Source organism: Hirschia sp., from assembly GCF_058892565.1.
In genome coordinates this window covers 73065-92113 of record NZ_JBZXVU010000021.1, presented here as the reverse complement: position 1 = coordinate 92113, position 19049 = coordinate 73065, and the positions used below count along the sequence as shown (strand labels likewise).

Annotated in this window: 24 protein-coding genes; 22 read left to right on the top strand and 2 right to left on the bottom strand. The window is 48.9% G+C overall.

From position 1 onward, the window contains the following. From AC5EF3_RS09215 to AC5EF3_RS09175, 9 genes are all read left to right on the top strand, one after another. The coding region (locus AC5EF3_RS09215; RefSeq protein ID WP_493547832.1) for a phage terminase large subunit family protein at positions 1–611 on the top strand (611 nt) is incomplete at its 5' end. Between the two features lie 102 nt (positions 612–713). Then, positions 714–1862 (top strand): phage portal protein, encoded by a 1149-nt coding sequence (locus AC5EF3_RS09210; protein WP_493547831.1) that lies wholly within the window; start codon positions 714–716, stop codon positions 1860–1862. Beyond that, the gene (locus tag AC5EF3_RS09205; protein WP_015827092.1) at positions 1859–2086 is read left to right on the top strand and encodes a hypothetical protein; all 228 of its coding nucleotides are present in this window, start codon (positions 1859–1861) and stop codon (positions 2084–2086) included. The genes AC5EF3_RS09210 and AC5EF3_RS09205 overlap by 4 nt, the downstream gene beginning before the upstream one ends. Beyond that, positions 2079–2513 carry an HK97 family phage prohead protease gene (locus AC5EF3_RS09200; RefSeq protein ID WP_493547830.1) on the top strand — a complete coding sequence of 145 codons (435 nt, stop codon included), beginning with the start codon at positions 2079–2081 and terminating at the stop codon, positions 2511–2513. Before AC5EF3_RS09205 ends, AC5EF3_RS09200 begins: the two co-directional genes overlap by 8 nt. A 66-nt stretch (positions 2514–2579) precedes the next feature. Next, positions 2580–2786: a ParD-like family protein gene (locus AC5EF3_RS09195; protein ID WP_493547829.1), complete on the top strand. Its 207-nt coding sequence runs from the start codon at positions 2580–2582 to the stop codon at positions 2784–2786. Position 2787: 1 nt separating this feature from the next. Then, on the top strand, positions 2788–3558 hold the full coding sequence (gene map / locus AC5EF3_RS09190; RefSeq protein WP_493547828.1) for a type I methionyl aminopeptidase: 771 nt from the start codon (positions 2788–2790) through the stop codon (positions 3556–3558). 150 nt (positions 3559–3708) lie between these two features. Next, entirely contained in the window at positions 3709–4116 is a 408-nt protein-coding gene (locus AC5EF3_RS09185; RefSeq protein WP_015827096.1) for a hypothetical protein, read from the top strand. 165 nt (positions 4117–4281) lie between these two features. Then, the gene (locus AC5EF3_RS09180; RefSeq protein ID WP_493547827.1) at positions 4282–5514 is read left to right on the top strand and encodes a phage major capsid protein; all 1233 of its coding nucleotides are present in this window, start codon (positions 4282–4284) and stop codon (positions 5512–5514) included. Between the two features lie 326 nt (positions 5515–5840). Next, positions 5841–6110, top strand: coding sequence for a hypothetical protein (locus tag AC5EF3_RS09175; RefSeq protein ID WP_493547826.1), 270 nt, complete (start codon positions 5841–5843; stop codon positions 6108–6110). 179 nt (positions 6111–6289) lie between these two features. Here the strand turns inward: AC5EF3_RS09175 and AC5EF3_RS09170 are convergent, their stop codons facing one another. After that, positions 6290–6712 (bottom strand): DUF2065 domain-containing protein, encoded by a 423-nt coding sequence (locus tag AC5EF3_RS09170; protein ID WP_493547825.1) that lies wholly within the window; start codon positions 6710–6712, stop codon positions 6290–6292. Between the two features lie 84 nt (positions 6713–6796). Here AC5EF3_RS09170 and AC5EF3_RS09165 point away from each other — a divergent pair, with 84 nt between their 5' ends. After that, positions 6797–7336: a head-tail connector protein gene (locus tag AC5EF3_RS09165; RefSeq protein ID WP_493547824.1), complete on the top strand. Its 540-nt coding sequence runs from the start codon at positions 6797–6799 to the stop codon at positions 7334–7336. Then, on the top strand, positions 7333–7764 hold the full coding sequence (locus AC5EF3_RS09160; protein WP_493547823.1) for a DUF3168 domain-containing protein: 432 nt from the start codon (positions 7333–7335) through the stop codon (positions 7762–7764). The genes AC5EF3_RS09165 and AC5EF3_RS09160 overlap by 4 nt, the downstream gene beginning before the upstream one ends. Before the next feature lie 6 nt (positions 7765–7770). Here the strand turns inward: AC5EF3_RS09160 and AC5EF3_RS09155 are convergent, their stop codons facing one another. Beyond that, on the bottom strand, positions 7771–8283 hold the full coding sequence (locus AC5EF3_RS09155; RefSeq protein ID WP_015827103.1) for an SRPBCC family protein: 513 nt from the start codon (positions 8281–8283) through the stop codon (positions 7771–7773). 120 nt (positions 8284–8403) lie between these two features. On the opposite strand from AC5EF3_RS09155, the gene AC5EF3_RS09150 reads away from it, so the two are divergent. From AC5EF3_RS09150 to AC5EF3_RS09100, 11 genes are all read left to right on the top strand, one after another. Further along, a complete protein-coding gene (locus tag AC5EF3_RS09150) occupies positions 8404–8820 on the top strand; it encodes a phage major tail protein, TP901-1 family (RefSeq protein ID WP_493547822.1) in 417 nt (138 codons plus the stop codon). Position 8821: 1 nt separating this feature from the next. Further along, positions 8822–9118 (top strand): phage tail tape measure C-terminal domain-containing protein, encoded by a 297-nt coding sequence (locus AC5EF3_RS09145; RefSeq protein WP_493547821.1) that lies wholly within the window; start codon positions 8822–8824, stop codon positions 9116–9118. Continuing rightward, the gene (locus AC5EF3_RS09140) at positions 9115–9744 is read left to right on the top strand and encodes a phage distal tail protein, Rcc01695 family (protein WP_493547820.1); all 630 of its coding nucleotides are present in this window, start codon (positions 9115–9117) and stop codon (positions 9742–9744) included. Before AC5EF3_RS09145 ends, AC5EF3_RS09140 begins: the two co-directional genes overlap by 4 nt. Before the next feature lie 11 nt (positions 9745–9755). Then, entirely contained in the window at positions 9756–10409 is a 654-nt protein-coding gene (locus tag AC5EF3_RS09135) for a phage/gene transfer agent baseplate hub protein (RefSeq protein ID WP_493547819.1), read from the top strand. Further along, the gene (locus AC5EF3_RS09130; RefSeq protein ID WP_493547818.1) at positions 10409–10852 is read left to right on the top strand and encodes a C40 family peptidase; all 444 of its coding nucleotides are present in this window, start codon (positions 10409–10411) and stop codon (positions 10850–10852) included. Before AC5EF3_RS09135 ends, AC5EF3_RS09130 begins: the two co-directional genes overlap by 1 nt. Before the next feature lie 27 nt (positions 10853–10879). Then, positions 10880–14686 (top strand): baseplate multidomain protein megatron, encoded by a 3807-nt coding sequence (locus AC5EF3_RS09125; protein WP_493547817.1) that lies wholly within the window; start codon positions 10880–10882, stop codon positions 14684–14686. Between the two features lie 70 nt (positions 14687–14756). Then, positions 14757–15719: a DnaJ C-terminal domain-containing protein gene (locus tag AC5EF3_RS09120; protein ID WP_015827110.1), complete on the top strand. Its 963-nt coding sequence runs from the start codon at positions 14757–14759 to the stop codon at positions 15717–15719. A 151-nt stretch (positions 15720–15870) separates the two neighbouring features. Further along, on the top strand, positions 15871–16158 hold the full coding sequence (locus AC5EF3_RS09115) for a PepSY domain-containing protein (RefSeq protein ID WP_493547816.1): 288 nt from the start codon (positions 15871–15873) through the stop codon (positions 16156–16158). A 3-nt stretch (positions 16159–16161) separates the two neighbouring features. Continuing rightward, positions 16162–16833, top strand: coding sequence for a response regulator transcription factor (locus AC5EF3_RS09110; protein ID WP_015827112.1), 672 nt, complete (start codon positions 16162–16164; stop codon positions 16831–16833). Positions 16834–16972: 139 nt separating this feature from the next. Further along, a complete protein-coding gene (locus tag AC5EF3_RS09105) occupies positions 16973–18298 on the top strand; it encodes a sensor histidine kinase (RefSeq protein WP_149037490.1) in 1326 nt (441 codons plus the stop codon). Positions 18299–18310: 12 nt separating this feature from the next. Continuing rightward, positions 18311–19018: a tetratricopeptide repeat protein gene (locus tag AC5EF3_RS09100; RefSeq protein ID WP_493547815.1), complete on the top strand. Its 708-nt coding sequence runs from the start codon at positions 18311–18313 to the stop codon at positions 19016–19018. Positions 19019–19049 lie beyond the last annotated feature (31 nt).

Genomic DNA, 19049 nt, shown 5'->3' with positions numbered 1-19049 from the left:
GGCTGGGCCGGCAAGAGATTGACGGCGAACTGATTGATGATCCCAAAGGGGCTTTATGGCTGCGCTCGCAAATAGAAACTAACCGTACCATTAACGCAAAGCATGAATTTCAACGGATTGTGGTGGCAATTGATCCACCTATTAGCAAAGGTGTGAATGCTGATACTTGCGGGATAATCGCGGCGGGGCTGAGACAAGATGGAAAATCAGTTATTATCGCGGATGCATCTGTGCAGGGGCTAAGGCCATTGGATTGGGCAGCGCGCGCATCGGGTTTGGCGGCTGAATATGGAAATGCCGAGATTGTGGCGGAAGCTAATCAGGGCGGTGAAATGGTGCGCGATGTGTTGGAGATGGCAGGCTGTGTTTCGCCTGTGCGTCTTGTTCATGCGCGCTTGAGCAAAGCGGCAAGGGCATCGCCAGTGGCGGCGCTCTATGCGCAAGGCAAGGTGATGCATGGGGGCAGTTTCCCCGCGCTTGAAGATCAGATGTGCATCTTTGGATCAGACGCCGCCAGCGGCTCTCCTGACCGCGTGGATGCACTTGTTTGGGCGGTGACGGTCTTGATGTTGGAGAAAGTGAATTTGCCGCCTAGAGTGAGGTGGGTTTAGTATTGGTGTGGCTGTTGATATCAGCTTCTTGTGGGGCAATAGGGTCCCTTTGCCATTTCCCAAAGACCTAAAATCTTAAAAATCTAATCAAAGGAAAATTCTATGTTTCCATTTAAAACGCGTGAGGCGAAAGCTTCGGGCGTGCCTTTTGTTGCCTTATCGCAACTGGGCACGGCGCGCTGGACGCGGGATAAAATCTCGTTGGCGCGTGAAGGCATGGTCAATAATGCCATCGGATATCGCTGTGTGCGCTTGATTGCCGAAGCGGCGGCAGGCGTGCGCTGGAAGGCAAGTGAGGGCGGCGAGGATGCGCTTGCTCTGCTGGATAATCCAAATCCTGAACAATCGGGTATTGAGTTGATGGAAGCGTTTTACGGCCATCTGCAAACCAATGGCAATGCCTATCTGCATGGTGTGGTGCTCGATGATGGACCCGATCCGCAATTGCCGCGTCAGATATATACGCTGCGGCCTGATCGGGTGACGCCGATTATTGGCGCGCATGGTTGGCCGCTTGGGTGGAATTACAAAGTGGACCGTATGGGTAAGCGTTTTATGCGCGAGGCGGATGGTTGGTCGCCTGTGCTGCACTTTAAGCTGTTTCACCCTCTGCATGATCATGACGGGCTTGCGCCATTGGAAGCAGCTGGCAAGGCGGTGGATGTGCATAATGCGGGGGCGGCGTGGGCCAAAGCGTTGATTGATAATTCGGCGCGGCCATCGGGTGCTTTGGTATATGGTAAGGGCGGGGATCGTATGACGCCTGAGCAATTTTCACGGCTGAAACAAGAGCTTGAGGAATTGCATACGGGGGCGAGCAATGCAGGGCGACCTATGCTGCTTGAGGGTGGTTTGGATTGGAAACCCATGAGCCTGACGCCTGCGGATATGGACTTTATCGCTGCGCGCCATGATGCAGCGCGGGAGATTGCCTTGGCCTTTGGTGTGCCGCCCATGATGCTGGGTATTCCTGGCGACAACACCTATTCCAACTATAAGGAAGCCAATATGGCTTTCTGGCGCTTAACCGTGTTGCCATTGGTGGAGAAGGCAGGGCGAAGCTTGTCTAACTGGCTGTCTTTGCGCTCGCAGGGGCGCATAGAGCTGCGTCCTGACCTTGAGAGCATCACTGCCCTGACATCCGAGCGAGATGCGCTGTGGGCACGGCTGGAGAATGCAAGCTATATCAGCGACGATGAGAAGCGCGAGCTTGCCGGATTACCGCCTGTAACAAAGCGGGGTGAGGCATGAGCTTTGATCGTAAACTCACCCTTGGTGTGATTGTGACGATAGGGCTGCAATTGGTGGCGGCTTTGATGTGGACAGGGGCGGCAGCGCAGCGGCTTAAATCGGTTGAAGGGCAGCTCATTGAGCAGCGCCCTGTGGCGGAGCGGCTTGCGCGTTTGGAAGCAGAGATGAGTGCGGCGCGGCGTCAGCTTGACCGGATTGAAGCAAAGGTAAGCGCGCATGAATGAGGAGATACTGATTGAAGGCTATGCCAGCATATTTGGCGAACCAGATCTTGCCGGAGATATTGTGCGTGCGGGTGCGTTTGCACGGTCACTCTCTGGACTAAAAACCAATATACCCATGCTGCTGCAGCATAAGGGCGGCAAGATTGCGGGGCGCTGGATTCGTATGCGCGAGGACGGCAAGGGATTGTTTATGCGCGGCCTGATTGATCCATCTCTGCCGGCGGGCAAAATCGCGCTGAAATTGATGAGCAATAAATTATTGGATGGGTTGTCGATTGGTTTTATTGCCGGAGATTGGAAACCAAATGTGGGTGTTGGGCGTTATCTCAATAAGGTTGATTTGCGTGAAGTGTCTTTGGTGACAACACCAATGGCACCCAAGGCAAGATTTGGTGTGGTTGGAAAATCTGTTTCGATTGCAGCTTAAGCGTGATTGACGAAATATATACATATCATATATGTTTCGTATATTCATCGGTTTTAGGAGACGCAGATGGGCATTGTGAAAATAGATGAAGAGCTGCACGAGGACGTGCGCAAAGCCAGCAGTGTGATGTGTCGTTCTATCAATGCGCAGGCGGAATTTTGGATGAAGATGGGGATGCTTGCAGAAGCTAATCCAACCATGACGTTTAATGATATTGTGAAAATGCAGATGGAAGCCGTTCAAATACCATTGCCAGAAATCGAGCTTGCCTGAGATGGTGAAAACACCTGACGAATTGGCCTTGATGCGTATCTCAGGAAAACTGCTGGCGTCGGTTTTTAAGATGCTGGATGAGATAGATATGATTGGCATGTCGACCATGCAGATTAATGATCTTGTGGAGCGTTTTATCACAGATGAATTGCAGGCGCGTCCGGCGAGCAAGGGGCAATATGGGTTTAAATATGTGCTCAATTGCTCGATCAATCATGTCGTGTGTCACGGTGTGCCCAGCGAGAATGAAATCATCAAAGATGGCGACATTATCAATCTGGATATCACGCTAGAGAAAAATGGTTTCATTGCAGATTCAAGCAAAACTTATGTGATCGGAAATGCTTCGTCTGCGGCGCGGCGTTTGGTGCGGATTGCGCAAGCGGCAATGTGGAAGGGTATTGAGGCTGTGCGTCCCGGAGCCACTCTGGGAGATGTTGGTTTTGCAATTTCCAACCACGCTAAGAAAAACGGTTGTTCGGTTGTGCGTGATTATTGCGGACATGGCATTGGCAGAGAAATGCATGAAGAGCCACAAGTGCTGAATTTTGGTCGACGCGGCACCGGATTGAAACTGCGTGAAGGCATGGTTTTCACGGTGGAGCCTATGGTCAATTTGGGCACGCGTCTGGTCTCGACCTTGGATGATGGATGGACAGTTGTCACAAATGACAGAAAGCTATCTGCCCAATTTGAACACACAATTGCTGTGACAAAAACAGGTGCGGAGGTGTTAACTTTACGCGCCGATGAAAGGGAGAGAATGCAATGATCTCATCAGTTTTATTGGTTGTGATACCGCTTATGCTGCTCACTATATTCTGGCTGTATTCACGCCACGGCAAATAGTCTTGCAAGGTTGATGGATAAGTCAAAATGTGAGAGTTAGGCTGGATGGATTAACCATAATGGATATGTGCGAATGCCAGCCAGGAAAAAGCAATTTTACGGGTCGTTTCTGATCGAGAATTGGCGCGTGGTTTTGCCTGCTGCTTTGCTGGGATTGCTGGTGCTTCAGTTTATGGGTGTGGACCTGAAACTGATGTTTTTTCTGATGCTAGCGGGCATTGTTTTATACCTATTAAGGCGGCGTATCTTGCGGGTGTTTCCTAAAGGGAAAAACCGCATTGTTATTCAGTTTGGAAAAAGCAAAATCTCACTGACAAAAAAGCAATGCTATATGGGTGCTATCGCTTTGGTGGCGGCATGGGTATTCCTGTCTATTCTAGGTAAGATTTTCTGGGCGTTGATGCTGCTTATTGTTGGGTTTGGCGTTATCGCAGGCGGCCTTGCTTTTGGTGAGCGTTTTCTGCCGCGTGAAGATAGCTAAACTATTGAATCAGCCGTATAATTTATAAGAATATGGAAACGCTTCTTATCGGATGCGTATTTCATGGTTTTGCGGGTGATTCCTGCAAGCCAATAACTGGGTATTGGCGCATTTTGGGATAACCAAAACCTGCCTTGCCCAAATCTACCATGTGAAGGGTAATTAATGACATTGGAAACAAAAATGGGTGCAGCTGCGAATGCAGGTGCAAACGAGGAATTGCGCGCGGTTTCTGCGCAGATAATGACAGCCTTTGAGGCGCTGAAGGAGACAAATGATGCACGCCTTACAGAGATTGAAAAACGCGGCGTCGCAGACCCTCTCTTTGACGAAAAATTGGGGCGTATTGAAAGCGCGCTTGAGAAGCAACAAAATCGCCTTGACCGTATGGCGCTGGAAGGTGCGCGTCCGAATGTGGGCGGACAAGATTCTCGCCTTCATACAGAGCATAAATCTGCATGGGATGGTTACCTACGTTCGGGCGATGATTCAGGCCTTGCGCGCCTTGATACAAAAGCCTTAACGCAGGCCACAGATGCGCAAGGGGGCTATGTGGCACCCGCCGAGCTGGACCGCTTGATTGAAGCACGCTTAACGGCTGCTAGCCCTATGCGTCAGATCGCATCTGTGCGCCAAACATCGGCGATGGTGTTTAAGAAACCTGTGGGGCTTGGGGCGCAAGGTGCGTGGGTGAGCGAGACGGGTGCACGCGCTGAAACAACCGCGCCATCGCTGGACTTGCTGGAGTTTCCAGCAGCGGAGCTTTACGCCATGCCAGCAGCGACGCAAAGCCTGCTGGATGATGCCTATGCCGACATTGATGAATGGCTGGCAGATGAGGTGGAGGGTGCGTTTTCAGCGCAGGAAAGTGCTGCCTTTGTCACCGGTGATGGGAGCAATAAACCCAAGGGTTTTCTCGATTATACGATCAGCGATAATGCGTCCCATGTTTGGGGTGAGATTGGATCGGTGGCGTCGGGTGGCACGGGCGGGTTTGCCAGCACCATGCCGGCCGATGCTTTGATTGATCTTATCTACGCACCCAAAGCGCAATATCGCGCCAATGGGCGGTTTGTGATGAATAGGCGCACGCTATCGGCCTTGCGCAAGCTAAAGGATAGCAATGGGCAATATGCATGGCGTCCGGCAATGGGCGGTGAGCCTGCGAGTGTGATGGGGTATCCCGTGACCGAAATTGAGGACATGCCTGATATTGGCGAAGGCAATGCGGCAATTGCTTTTGGGGATTTCCGCAAAGGTTATCTTATTGTCGATCGTCAGGGCGCGCGTGTGCTGCGTGACCCTTATTCTGCCAAGCCTTATGTGTTGTTCTATACGACCAAACGTGTTGGCGGCGGCGTACAGAATTTTGACGCGATCAAAGTGATGACGTTTTAGGTTAGCTTAGCCGCTCATCACCCCCACAAAATGCGTGGGGGTGATTGAGGGCGAGAATTAGCCTTGTTGCGAAAACGATATTATAATCACTTCGATTAGCCATGCTGGAGGGCGGTATTGCACTAGCCAGATTTTGAATTTTAGAAGTTGGTTGAGCATAAGCAGTTTCCTTTTGTGAAGAATGCATGCTTATTTTCAATGACTCTCTGGGGGACGTGGATTGAGGTTTCTAAATTCATTTAGCTGAAGGTTTGTGTAAGTTTTGTTCTTGATTTGTTCTGATTGTGTGGTAAGCTCTTCAGGTCAGTTGATGTTGGGGGATGTTGATGGAAATTATGAAGTGGATAGCGCAGCGATTGAGCATGCTGCGAGACCTTGCTGTCAGTGTTACGGCGAAAGGCCGCAATGAACAGCGTATGATTGTTTGCAACTTTCTCAATGCTTCAGCCATTGGTAGTATCGCTGGGACGATATTTGATGTTGCGCAAAAGAACTCGAAATTTGACGGTAATAGTGCTATTGTCGTGGGAGCTATTGGATTTGTATTCTTGATATTGAGCTATGTTTTAATTGGACGTGTGGAAGAGGAGAGTTGAGTATGGAATTTCAAACATATGTTTTCGTCATACTAGGCATGATCCTATCCATTGGTGTGCTGGCTTTGGTGATTGATAAGCATCCTGGCGAGCAAAAATAACGCCGCGAGAGATGTCTCACGCAGCGCAAAAATTGATGTTTTAACCCGCCCGATCAGGCGGGTTTTTTCTTGTCTAAATCAAGCTGACGGCAAAGTGCCAGCGACACCGGTAAAGCCGCAAATCAGCAATGCAAGGCCAGCGAGTATCGCGAAAATGGCGAAGGGTGTGTAGGTCGCGGGGCGTAGCAATGAGATTGAATATTTCAAGAAAATTTCTGGAATAGCGATGAAGAGTGCGCCTTCGACCAACGCAGCCCATGCGATGATCGAGATGATGATGGCAAGCGGGTCTACCCAGATATTATGGCTGTAGACGAGGCCGCAGCCTAGCGCAAAAACGAGCACGCCTGTGACATAAACGAGTGCTGTATTGGCTTGCAGATCATCCAACAATTTTATCCATCGGTCTTTGGATGTGAAAAAAGATAAGCCAGCGAGTAGCATATATGCGCCGAACGCTTTGGCGAGGAAAAGTGTGAATGGGCTTAATGTTGAAATCATAACAATCGGGCCTCCTGAGGCGCAATGCCGAAGGGCATTCTTATGCCTGTCTTTTAAATTCTAACAGAAAATAGGGTTATTCCAATGCATATAACGACGCAGCTTCCGCCTGCGAGCGAACCCGTGGCTTTGTCTGCGGCGAAGGCTTTTTTGCGGATTGATTATGAGGGAGAGGATGCATCTGTATCCGCCCTGATTGCTTCGGCGCGTGCGCGCGTGGAGGCAGAAACGGGGCTGTGCCTTGTTGAGAGGACTGTGAAGCTAAGCGTGCCGTGTTGGCCGCTTAATATCCGCGATACTCATAAGTTGGTTTTGCCTATCGGTCCGGTTTCCAGCATTGAGAGTGTGATGGTGGATGGTGTGGATCATACAGAGCGATTTGTTCTGCAAAAGGCAAAGCCGGACATTTTGAAGTTTCGCGGGGCGATACTGCCTTTTGCTAAAACGGGGATTGAGATCACGCTGAAAGCGGGCTTTGGACCCAATGATAGCGATGTGCCGGCGGATCTGAAATTGGCGGTCAAATTGCTGGTGGCGGAAAGCTATGCGCGCGGGGAAAGCGGTGCGGACTTATCCCAAGATGTGGCGGTCTTGCTTGCGCCGTGGCGGAGGGTTTCGTTATGAGCTCATCTTTGTTGACGGGCGCAGAGCGGGCATTGCAGGATGCTGTGTTGGCTGCGCTAAAAGAACATTCGCAGATACAGGACGTTTTTGGTTCAAAGCCGCGTATTTTGGGTGATTTGGGCGGGGCAAAACCAGCTTATCCATATCTGGTGATTGGGCAGCATGAGGTGCGCCCTGCTAATGCGTCTGGGGTTAGTATTCAGGACCATGTGATTGATTTGCAGGTGATGACGCGTTGGGGTGGTCGCGCTGGTGCGCGGGATGCAGTGAGCCTTGTGCAGAGCATACTTGATGATGCTGCGCTGGTTTTGCAGGGGCATAATCTGGTGTGGTGTTATGTGGCGTTTTCAGATTCGCTAATGCTGCGAGATCAGCAAACGTTTAAAAGTGTTGTGCGCATCAAGGCACGCACAACACCCTTGGATTAACTAGACTTAGATAACTTGGAAATTGTCTTTGTTTGCAGGTCTATCGTCTTGAACTTTTGATTGTTCGATGCGGTCACCCCAATCAGCATAGCGCAGGGCTTTACCGGTTTCGATATATGATTTCATCGATGACAAGATAGCTGGCCAGCCTTTGGAGACACCTTTGAGAACAGCAGAATTATCGGGGAAACCTTGATGTTTCACAGTGAGCATTGTGGAAGGTCCATTGGTTTCTATCTGGAAGGTCACAAGTGAAACACCTTCATGATACATGGGCCCAAAACCGCCAACGCGGAATGTGTGGATGAGTTTGTGAGGCGCTTCGGATTCTAGGACTTCTCCTTGAACATCATCATTCTCACCGCGTCTAAAGACGATGGTTGAGCCTGATTTAAATGTAGAGAGCATGTGCGTATCTGACCACCAATCACGTGGGCCTTCATGCTCTGTGATCGTATCCCACACTTTTTGCGGCGGAGCATCAATGTAGATTGTGTAGTTGAATTCGTTTGTGCTCATTTTGGGGTTCCTCACTTATTCGTTTTTTTGAAGCGTAACCTGAAATGTTGCGGTGCGAAAGTTCCTCAAAGGTCACATAGTGGTTTTATTCCGAAAATTAGCAAAAATGGAGACCAGAATATGGCAGCTCATAAAGGGCGCGATGTGCTTTTGCGCGTCCGAAAGGATAATACTGACCAAAGTTACGAGACTTTGGCGGGGCTTCGCAAACGGCAATTTAGGTTTCGCGCACCGGGCATTGATTCAACGCATGCCGAATCGCCATCAGGCTGGCGCGAGTTGATGGCGGGAGCCGGTCAAAAATCAATGGATGTTTCGGGTGAAGGTGTGTTTGTGGATGCAGCCTCTGATGCGAGATTAAGTGCTGCTTTCTTTGACTTAGAAACACCGGATTTTGAGTTAGTTATTCCTGATTTTGCGATCATTCGCGGCGCATTTCTTATTAGCGAACTCAATTATGGCGGCCAGCATGATGGAGAATTGGATTTTTCAATCATTCTAAAATCAGCTGGCGAAATTGCACTGGAGGTAATTTAGGATGGATGAAGATCAAAGATTGCGCGTTCAAAGTGATATTGATGAAATTATAAATAGCGCAAGCGCAAGAATGAGCACTGAAATTCGGCGAGCCATGGCGCAGGGGGAAGTTGAGTTTAAGGATATGGCGGAACGGTTGGCGCTGGATATGGCCAAACTGGTGCTCAAGCAGGTGTTGGCGGGCCTTCAGACGCAAAATATTGGACAGCAAAGCGTTGGTTCATCATCTGGGGCAACGTCTAGCCAGTTGGCACAGGCGTTGACGGGGCTGGTGCAGCAAGGGAGCCGTTTTTCATGAGTGGATTTCATGATGTTAGCCTGCCAATGAAATTTGCATTGGGTGCTGCCGGTGGTCCTGAATGGAAAACACAGGTTACCCAATTGGCATCGGGCAAAGAATTTAGAAATGGATTGTGGGCTGGAAGCCGGCGGCGCTGGGATGTTGGCGGGGCCATCCAATCGCATGAGGATTTGGAAGCGCTGACGGCGTTTTTTGAAGCAAGGCGCGGGAAGCTGCATTCTTTCCGGTTTCGCGATATCACAGATTGGAAATCATGTGCATTGGGCGAAGACGTATCACCACTGGATCAAATAATTGCTGTGGGTGATGGGGCGCAAACGCGGTTTGTCTTGCTTAAGACCTATGACAGCGGTGGTGAAAGCATTTCTAGGTCTATCTTTAAGCCTGTCTTATCTTCGATACGCGTGAGTTTTGATGGGGTAGAAATAAGTGACGGTTGGCATTTTGATTCTGATGAAAAAGCGTTAGTTTTTGATACCGCGCCAACCAATGAAACCGTCATCACAGCAGGTTTTGAATTTGATCTACATGCGCGCTTTGACACAGATATTTTAGCTGTCTCGCTAGATCATCTAAATGCTGGGCGCGTGGTGTCTGCGCCGATTATCGAATTGATCGATTAGAAGAAAAATACATGAAAATTACAGATGAAGAATATGCCGTCCGGCTTGAAACCGGCGCTGCAAAAACATGTCTATGTTGGAGATTTAAACGAAAGGATGGCGCTGTCTTTGGGGCGAGTGATCATGATCGTTTGCTGGAAATTGATGGCGTTGAATATCACCCAGATCGCGCTTTGAGCGGCGTTAATTTCGTCAATACTAGCGAGTTGTCGCCTGGCTATGTTTCAGGTGATGGGGCGCTATCGGCCAATTTTCTAACACAAGCGGATTTGGCCAATGGGCTATGGGATGGTGCGTCTGTTTCGGTATGGCGTGTGGATTGGGAAATGCCAGAACTGAAAATGCATGTCTGGTCTGGTTATCTTGGTGAGATCACACATGGTGCGCAGGCATTTCATGTCGAACTCGTGTGTTTGAAAGCACAGCTTGAGCGACGTATCGGGCGCATCTATGCAGGGCAATGCGATGCGGCTTTGGGGAGTGTGAGATGCGGTGTGGATCTTAGCGGCATTCATGCGGATGCCGTTTGCGATAAAACGTTTGAGACATGTCAGTCTAAGTTTTCCAATCAAGTCAATTTTCAAGGTTTTCCGCATTTGCCGGGAATGGATGCGGTCATTTCGGGACCGTCGGCGAATGGCATCAATGATGGTGGTGCTCGCTAATGGCAAATGCATCATTGATTGTGGCAGAGGCGCGAAAATGGATTGGAACGCCTTATCAGCATCAGGCAAGCTGTCTCCATGCTGGATGTGATTGCCTTGGATTGGTGCGCGGTGTGTGGCGTGCATTGATTGGGGATGAACCTGAATTGGCTCCGCCTTATACGCCAAATTGGGCTGAAGATTTGCAAGAAGAAATCTTGCTGGAAGCCGCACGTCGGCACTTGATCGAAATACCGATTGGAGGTGCGCAGATTGGTGATGTTTTGGCTTTTCGTATGGGGCTGGGCGCACCGGTGAAACATCTGGCGATTGTTAGCAAAGTCTCGCAAGGCAAAGCCACAAATATCATTCATGCCTATTGGGGGCGCAGCGTTGTTGAAACGCATTTAGGGCCGTGGTGGTCGCGCCGTATTGCAGCGGCATTTCAATTTCCAAATTTCTAATCACGAAAATAGAAAGGCAGTGCCCTTATGGCTCAGCTCGTTTTTTCAACACTGGGCCAAAGCGTTGGCTCGGCATTATTGCCCAATGGCGTGTCCGTGTTTGGGCAGCAAGTCTCGGGTGCTGCGATTGGTCAATTTGTTGGGGCGGTGGCAGGGGCTGCGGTCGATTCTTATATTTTTGCACCGAGGCTGGAAGGTCCGCGTATCAATGATGTGCATGTCACTGAAAGCCGAGAAGGTGCAGGCATTCCACGCGTGTTTGGACGTATGCGGTTGGGCGGCAATGTTATATGGGCGGCGCGGTTTAAAGAGCACACGCAAAAGCAAGGGGGTAAGGGCGGGCCAAGCCAGACAAGTTATACCTATTCTCTGAGCTTTGCTGTGGGGCTATGTGAAGGGGAAGTCTCCCGTGTGTCTCGCATATGGGCCAATGGCGAGGAGATGGATCTCTCTCAAATAAATTGGCGATTGTATACGGGCAGTTTGGATCAAATGCCTGATGCTTTGATTGAAGCGGTGGAAGGCGTGGCACCGGCCTATCGCGGCTTGGCTTATATTGTATTTGAAGACTTGCCTTTGGATGCCTACGGCATGCGTATGCCGCAGCTTTCATTTGAAGTGATGCGAAGTGCTGATCGCCGCGAGGATGAGATCGCACGCATGGAAGATGCGATCACATCGGTCAATCTTATACCGGGATCGGGTGAGTTTGTGTATGCAAGCCAGATCGTGCGGCGAGTGATTGGTGAAGGTGAAGAGACGCCAGAAAACATGCATAATGGAAGCGGCGAGGCAAATTTTATCGCGTCCTTAGAACAAGCCATTGCTGACCTGCCAAATCTGAAACATGTCAATTTGATTGTGGGGTGGTTTGGTGATGATTTGCGATGTGGCCAATGCACAATCCGACCCGGTGTCGAGATACGTGAAAAGGAAACGGCCCCGATGCAATGGCATGTGGCGGGCATGCATCGCGGGACGGCCTATCTGATTAGTCAGGATGGTGAAGGATGGTCCAATTATGGAGGCACGCCCGATGATGCGTCGGTGTTGCAAGCGATAGCTGCGCTAAAAGATAGAGGGATTGCTGTGACGCTGTATCCGTTTTTGTTTATGGATATACCGGCGGGGAATGGTTTGGCTGATCCATATGGGAGCATGGAGCAAGCTGCGTTTCCGTGGCGGGGACGTATCACATGTTCTAATGGCGCGGATATGACGGCGCAGGCAGCGACGCAAGTGGATGCTTTCTTTGGGCAAGCATCGGCGGTTGATTATACTCAAAGCGGCTATGTGGGAGCTGAGGATTGGCGATATCGCCGGTTCATTCTTCATTACGCAGACCTTGTGCGACGTGCGGGTGGTGTGCATGCATTTTTGATCGGTTCGGAGATGATTGGCTTGTCGCGGATACGCTCGGCGCGAGGAGTGTATCCTATGGCGGGGCATATGGTGCAATTGGCAGCAGAAGTGCGCGCGATTGTGGGTGGTTTGTGTAAGCTATCCTACGCTGCGGACTGGACCGAATATGGCGCTTATGTGCCGCCTGATGGTTTGAACGATACCGACTTTCCATTGGATGCTTTATGGGCGAGTGAGGATATCGATTTCATCGGTGTGGACTGGTATCCGCCAATGGCAGACTGGCGGCCAACTTCAGGACACGCAGATAATGAGGCAGGGTGGAAATCTATACATGATCCTGCCTATCTTGCGGCCAATATAGAAGGCGGTGAAGCCTATGATTGGTATTATGCCAATGATGAAGATCGCGCGGATCAAATAAGAACGCCAATATTTGATGGCGGATATGGCGAGCATTGGACTTATCGTCAGAAAGATATTCGAGGTTGGCAGGCAAACGCGCATTATCCACGAATAGATGGAGTGAAAGCTGCACAACCTACTCCATGGTTGCCTGCTAGCAAACCAATAAGGTTTGTGGAATTTGGGTGTTCGGCGGTGGATATGGGCCCAAATCAACCAAATGTTTTTTATGACCCGAAAAGCTCAGAGAATGCCTTGCCGCATTATTCTTCGGGCGCGCGCGATGATGTGGTGCAGCGTACGGCTATTGAGGCGTTTTGTAATTATTGGCGCGGCGATGACATGTTGGATGAGTATGGCGTATCGATTTGGGCATGGGATGCGCGGCCTTTTCCTGCTTGGCCTCAACGCGATGATGTGTGGGGAGATGGTGCAAACTGGAATGTGGGCCATTGGCTGAACGGGCGCGTTGGTCTGGCTTTGCTAAAGGATGTTGTTGATGATCTGACATCAATCGTGGATGTTGATGTTGATACGAGCGGGTTAGTCGGGTTGGTGAGTGGATATAAGCTCGATAATGCGTTGAGTATTCGCGATAGTCTTGAGCCGATGAAAACGGCTTTTGGTTTGCGCTGCAAGCATGGTGATAATCTTCTGAAGTTTGACAATGGTGAGCGGCATGAGTGGCAGGTGGAATTGGATGAATTTCAGACTGCTGATGGTCTTTTTGAGCGGCGGCGCAAAGCGATGGAAGCTGAGGCCATAAATCTGCGTCTTAAATATATTGATGCAGCAAATGATTATATGCCTGCGATTGCAATATCTGAATCTGAAATTGTTTCAGGCGATGACATCAAAGATGTATCTTTGGCGCTCGTGCTTGATGATGGAATGGCCGGTCGGTTGGTCAGCAATTTAAATCAAAAATTGGTAGCTTCGAATAAATCGGCTCAGGTGTCGACAAGTTTGCGTTTCGCCAACATTGAAGCTGGCGATATACTGCATTTTACCAATGATGCAGAGATGTGGACCGTTGAAAAAACTGTCATGGGTGATCAGCTGTCTTTGCAATTGCTTCAGCATTCTGTGCAGCCAATGAAAAACCTTGCAGGGTCTCAACCTATTGTTGGTAAAGTAGCCGCTTTTAAAATGCGCCCTAAAATCGTGATTGTGGATGGTCCGCCCTTGCCTGATCAGGAAAATGATGCGCGGCCATTCGTGTTTGCGTGTGCAACACCTTGGGGAGGTGATATCGCCATCGAAGTTGGGGCCGAGGGGGATTTATTCAGTGAACGCGCAACATTATCTTACCCTAGCATAATGGGACGGATCTTATCATCTGTGCCTGCCGGTCCATCTGGGCGGTGGTTAGATCAATCTGTTGATTTGAAATTGGATTGGGGCGTTTTAGAAAACGCTTCGCGCCTTGGTGTTTTAAATGGAGCCAACGCTGCATTTATCGAATGTGAAGACGGATGGGAATTGATCCAGTTTCAAAATGCAGAGCTAATTTCAGAGCGAACATACAGAATCAGTCGATTGTTGCGTGGGCAACAAGGAAGTGATTCTGAGCAAATTGGCGGGATAAAGTCCAATGGTCACATTATTTTTCTGGATGGACGAGAAACACGTTTGGATTTGAAAAATAATGAGAATGGTCTGGAAATTTTGTGGAGAGCGAATGGTGTGAGTATTTTGTCTGATGAGCCTGTTGATGGTGGGTTTATCTGGCAGAAAAAAACATTTACCCAATGGCGGCCATGTCATTTGAGAGCTTTGCTTGGAGAGGAAGGGATAAGTTTGTCTTGGACGCGAAGAGCGCGCAGTGATGGGGACGTCTGGGGGCAAGCGGACGTGCCGCTGGAGGCTGATTTAGATTTTCAAGTGACTGTTTATCACGATGAAAGTGCTGTTCGTGAATGGAAACTGGATGATACACAATTTTTATACACGAATGATCTGATAGATATTGATTTCCCTGAAAAAGGGATAATCTATATTGAAGTCAGACAAATGGGAATTGACGGCCTTTATGGGTATCCAGCAACAACTTCTATTGAAATTTAAATAGAATTGCTTCCATTTTTGTGTTTTCGCGTCTAATTCCTTCTATGAGTATAAGTAAAGGAATTTGACGTTGAGCTGGGATCCGTATGCCGCATTGGGCGTTGCCAAGAGTGCGACTGATAAAGAAATAAAATCTGCTTACCGCAAGCTTGCAAAAGAGTTGCACCCTGATGTGCGGCCTAATGATGCGCCTGCGGAGGCGCGTTTTAAGCGGGTGAGTGCAGCTTTTTCTTTATTATCTGACCCCGATAAAAGAGCGCTATATGATCGCGGCGCGATTGATGCTGACGGAAATGAGAAAGCGCCTCAATTTAGAGGTGGATATGGGGGCGGTGCAGGTCCGCAAGGATTTTCTGGTCGTCCGGGTGCTGATGGATTTAATGGTTTTTCTGGGACGCATTCAGGTGGCGGACGTGCAGGTGCAGATGTGTTTGAAGATCTGTTTGGCGGCATGTTTGGACAAGGTGGCCGAGCGCGTGGCGCTGCTCCCGGTGGTGGATTTGGCTATGGCGCATCCAAGGGTGCCGATGTTCGCTATAAACTTGAGATTGACTTCCTAGATGCCATAAATGGTGCGCGTAAACGCGTGAGCATGGCAGATGGGCGTTCATTGAATGTGAATATTCCAGCTGGTGTTGAACCTGGTCAGACGCTTCGATTAAAGTCTCAAGGTGAGCCCGGTGCAGGGGGAATGAACCCCGGAGACGCTCTAGTTGAAATTGGCGTTCGTAGTCATCCAGATTATGAACGTTCAGGCAAGAATGTTAGAATGGATCTGAGAATTTCACTTGCTGAAGCGGTTGAAGGTGCACGCGTTAAGGTGCCGACGCCATCGGGCGAAGTATCTTTGAACATCGCAGCTGGAGCAAATAGTGGTAATGTTCTGCGCCTGAAAGGTAAAGGCGTGCAAAGCAAAGATAAACCGGGTGATTTATTGGTCCGTTTACTGGTTACTTTACCAGATAAACCAGATGCTGATTTAAAAGATTTTTTGAAAACTTGGCGCGGTCGGGATAAAAACGTCAGGGATTAGTTCATAACTTGGTGTTTTACTTGCGACATTCTTCATTTTAGGCAGCAAGATAGGTCGTGGCTAGCATATGAATTTCGTTCAGATAGTGTTCAGCGCGAACAGGTTAATCATTGTTCGCATGATGCGCTTTTTTTCCTTTTTCGCCACGATAATGGCAGTTGTTATATCGCCTGCTCAAGCTCAGGCTTGGGCTGGCGATTCGCTTGTTCCTCAGACAGAAGCGCGTAATGCTGCGCAATCTGGACGGACTGTTCCTTTTGCTAAGATAAGTCGTCAATTAAGAGATAGGTATAACGGGCAATTGATTGATGCTGCTATGTACTCTCAGGATGATGGCGGGTATCATTATAAAGTGACTTGGATGGATGGCGATGGAAAACGTCTACTCATCAAAGTAGATGCTTTATCAGGCAAAATCCTGCACATACGCGGAGAATAAAATATGCGCCTTTTAGTCGTTGAGGATGACCCAGATTTGGGACGTCAGTTGAAAACATCATTATCGGAAGCTGGATACGCTGTCGATCTGGCTGTCGACGGTGAAGATGGTCACTATCTCGGCGAAACTGAGCCATATGATGCTGTCATTCTGGATTTGGGACTTCCCAAAATGGATGGTGTGCGTGTTCTCGAAAAATGGCGTGCCGAAGGCAAGGTCATGCCTGTTCTTATCTTGACGGCGCGAGACCGCTGGAGCGAGAAAGTTGCTGGATTTGATGCGGGTGCAGATGATTATCTGACCAAGCCATTCATTACCGAAGAATTATTGGCACGTTTGCGTGCTTTGCTGCGCCGCTCGGCTGGACATGCAAGCTCGGCTTTAGAATTGGGTGATTTGCGGGTTGATACGAGCTCGGCAAGGGCCACTGTTGGCGGCCAACCTATCAAGCTAACAGCACATGAATATCGTGTGCTGAGTTATATGATGCATTATCAAGGACGTGTTGTGCCACGCACGGAACTTGTGGAGCACATTTATGACCAAGATTTTGACCGTGATTCCAATACAATCGAAGTGTTTGTGGGGCGTTTGCGTAAAAAAATTGGATCTGATCGCATTCTGACTGAACGAGGTCTTGGGTATAGATTGGTCGATCCAGCTGCAAATGAATAATCGTTTTAAAATAGCGATTTTTAACTAGAACGGTCTGGCTGGCAAAATTGTGGCTCAAGGTTTCAAGAAATGTTTGCGTTTTATTTATCGCAAGGTATGGGCATCCATTGCTGGCAGACTAGTCACGCTTACTTTTATCATGAGTGTTTTGATCGTCGTATCGGCGACATTGTTTTTGGGCGGTAGTTATCGCAAGGAAACAGAAGCACTTTTAAATGGTGAGTTGGAAGCAACCATTCAGACACTCACAAATGCGTTAAATTCTGATCCTGATGGTACGATTGTGCTTGATCAGAATTTATTGCCGAATGACCCACGATTTCAACGCGTGTTGTCTGGGTGGTATTATGGATATCTTGATCTTGATCGGGATTTAAACGTTCAAGAACCGGTTTTATCTCGAAGTATATGGGATGGTGGACTGCCGGTTGATATGACGCATATCGAGGAAGCTTACACAAATCTGGGGCAAGTTTTTTATCACAATGATCTTGATCCTGACGACAAACCTATTCGCGTGGCGTTGAGGGCGGTATTGTTGCCAGACCGTGAAACGCCGGTTGCGTTGTTTGCGGCTATTAATAGCGAAGCAGCGCTTAGTGCGGAAACTGCGCTACGTCACCGCTTGGTTGCCGTTGTTGGATTGATGTTGTCTGGGATGCTGGTTGCGATTGGTTTTCTGATACATCACGGGTTAGCCCCTCTGCGGCGGATACGTGAGAATCTTGATGCGATTCGAGACGGTAGAGAAACGCGCCTAATCGGGGAATATTCCACTGAGATCGAGCCTTTGGTTGAGGATATGAACCGTGTTCTCGATCACAATCAGGAGGTTGTGGACCGCGCGCGCACACATGTGGGCAATTTGGCACATGCCCTGAAAAATCCCATTGCTGTATTGATGAATGAAACAGGTGGTGATGAAGCCTATTCAGCGATGGTTAAGCAGCATGCAAAAGCGATGTGGCAGAATGTTGATCACTATTTGAAACGCGCACAAGCAGCGGCGCGTGCAGAAGTATTGGGAGCTAGAACTGAAGTAGAACCGACTGTCGAAGATATTGCGATTTTGCTTGAACGTATTCATCGCGACAAGAATTTGGCAGTCGAAATTGATATTGATGAAGATGCTGTTTTTAAAGGCGAACGTCAGGATTTAGATGACCTTGTTGGCAATCTTTTAGAAAATGCAGCCAAATGGTGCAAGCGCCGTATGCGCGTGACGATACGCGTAAAAAATGACCAATTGATTGTTTTTGTTGATGATGATGGGCCTGGTTTGAAGCCAGCAGAACGAGAGATTGCCGTGCAACGTGGACAGAGACTAGATGAAACAGAACCAGGAACAGGATTAGGGCTGTCTATCGTGAAGGAATTAGCGGAAATGTATGGTGGTTCTTTTGCTTTGGATAATAGCCCTTTTGGTGGTTTGCGTGCGCATCTCATTTTGCCAGCTGCGACATAGAAAAGTTAGAGTATGCTGCACATCTTCATCGGAATAATTGTTAGTTTGGGCTTGGCGTATTGGGTCGGCAATACATGGCGCATGCGAGCGGGTGTATTAATTGCTATGGCCATAGCTGTGACATGTTATGGATTTATCGGATCTCCCTCCATTGGCGACAGACCATTGCATCAACGACTTGATGAAATGAGAAAAATGGAACCCAAAGATATTTCGGGTGATCAGTGGATAGCTTTGTTGCAACAGCGTGCCAAAGTGGACCCGGAAGATCCGCAATCTCATAAGTTTATAGGTGATATTCTTATGCAGCAGGGAAAACCGGATGAGGCATTGCTTGCTTATCAATCAGCTCTACGCCGAGACCCTAAATTTGTTGATGTTCTGACACCTATGGCGGATGCTTTGGTTGCTCAACAGGGAGGGCGCGTAACGGAGCAAGCACAGCAAATATATATCGCAGCTTTTTCAGCGAATACGGCCGATGTGAAAGCTGCCTTTATGCCGGGTATGAGATTTTGGCTGGATGGTGATCGTGAAGGCGCGAGGGATTGGTGGGCGCAAGCACAATCCATGATGCCCGAAGGCTCGCCAGAAGCAACGGAACTTAAATCCCAAGTAGATTTATTGCAGCAGGCAATGGCAAATGTTGCCAGACAAAAAGAAGAAATGACGGATGATATGGCCTCTGAAAACGAGGACAATCCATCAGAAAAAGACTGATGCTGGTCATCACATATAGTTGATGTAGTCC

What these genes read in the sequence shown, in the direction of transcription:
- AC5EF3_RS09115 (WP_493547816.1), top strand. Translation starts at nt 15,871, where the DNA reads ATGGCAGTTGTTATATCGCCTGCTCAAGCTCAGGCTTGGGCTGGCGAT.
- AC5EF3_RS09195 (WP_493547829.1), top strand. Translation starts at nt 2,580, where the DNA reads ATGGGCATTGTGAAAATAGATGAAGAGCTGCACGAGGACGTGCGCAAA.
- AC5EF3_RS09160 (WP_493547823.1), top strand. Translation starts at nt 7,333, where the DNA reads ATGAGCTCATCTTTGTTGACGGGCGCAGAGCGGGCATTGCAGGATGCT.
- AC5EF3_RS09140 (WP_493547820.1), top strand. Translation starts at nt 9,115, where the DNA reads ATGAGTGGATTTCATGATGTTAGCCTGCCAATGAAATTTGCATTGGGT.
- AC5EF3_RS09145 (WP_493547821.1), top strand. Translation starts at nt 8,822, where the DNA reads ATGGATGAAGATCAAAGATTGCGCGTTCAAAGTGATATTGATGAAATT.
- AC5EF3_RS09105 (WP_149037490.1), top strand. Translation starts at nt 16,973, where the DNA reads ATGAGTGTTTTGATCGTCGTATCGGCGACATTGTTTTTGGGCGGTAGT.
- AC5EF3_RS09110 (WP_015827112.1), top strand. Translation starts at nt 16,162, where the DNA reads ATGCGCCTTTTAGTCGTTGAGGATGACCCAGATTTGGGACGTCAGTTG.
- AC5EF3_RS09185 (WP_015827096.1), top strand. Translation starts at nt 3,709, where the DNA reads ATGCCAGCCAGGAAAAAGCAATTTTACGGGTCGTTTCTGATCGAGAAT.
- AC5EF3_RS09170 (WP_493547825.1), bottom strand. Translation starts at nt 6,712, where the DNA reads ATGATTTCAACATTAAGCCCATTCACACTTTTCCTCGCCAAAGCGTTC.
- AC5EF3_RS09205 (WP_015827092.1), top strand. Translation starts at nt 1,859, where the DNA reads ATGAGCTTTGATCGTAAACTCACCCTTGGTGTGATTGTGACGATAGGG.
- AC5EF3_RS09125 (WP_493547817.1), top strand. Translation starts at nt 10,880, where the DNA reads ATGGCTCAGCTCGTTTTTTCAACACTGGGCCAAAGCGTTGGCTCGGCA.
- AC5EF3_RS09135 (WP_493547819.1), top strand. Translation starts at nt 9,756, where the DNA reads ATGAAAATTACAGATGAAGAATATGCCGTCCGGCTTGAAACCGGCGCT.
- AC5EF3_RS09200 (WP_493547830.1), top strand. Translation starts at nt 2,079, where the DNA reads ATGAATGAGGAGATACTGATTGAAGGCTATGCCAGCATATTTGGCGAA.
- AC5EF3_RS09130 (WP_493547818.1), top strand. Translation starts at nt 10,409, where the DNA reads ATGGCAAATGCATCATTGATTGTGGCAGAGGCGCGAAAATGGATTGGA.
- map (WP_493547828.1), top strand. Translation starts at nt 2,788, where the DNA reads ATGGTGAAAACACCTGACGAATTGGCCTTGATGCGTATCTCAGGAAAA.
- AC5EF3_RS09165 (WP_493547824.1), top strand. Translation starts at nt 6,797, where the DNA reads ATGCATATAACGACGCAGCTTCCGCCTGCGAGCGAACCCGTGGCTTTG.
- AC5EF3_RS09210 (WP_493547831.1), top strand. Translation starts at nt 714, where the DNA reads ATGTTTCCATTTAAAACGCGTGAGGCGAAAGCTTCGGGCGTGCCTTTT.
- AC5EF3_RS09155 (WP_015827103.1), bottom strand. Translation starts at nt 8,283, where the DNA reads ATGAGCACAAACGAATTCAACTACACAATCTACATTGATGCTCCGCCG.
- AC5EF3_RS09180 (WP_493547827.1), top strand. Translation starts at nt 4,282, where the DNA reads ATGACATTGGAAACAAAAATGGGTGCAGCTGCGAATGCAGGTGCAAAC.
- AC5EF3_RS09100 (WP_493547815.1), top strand. Translation starts at nt 18,311, where the DNA reads ATGCTGCACATCTTCATCGGAATAATTGTTAGTTTGGGCTTGGCGTAT.
- AC5EF3_RS09150 (WP_493547822.1), top strand. Translation starts at nt 8,404, where the DNA reads ATGGCAGCTCATAAAGGGCGCGATGTGCTTTTGCGCGTCCGAAAGGAT.
- AC5EF3_RS09175 (WP_493547826.1), top strand. Translation starts at nt 5,841, where the DNA reads ATGGAAATTATGAAGTGGATAGCGCAGCGATTGAGCATGCTGCGAGAC.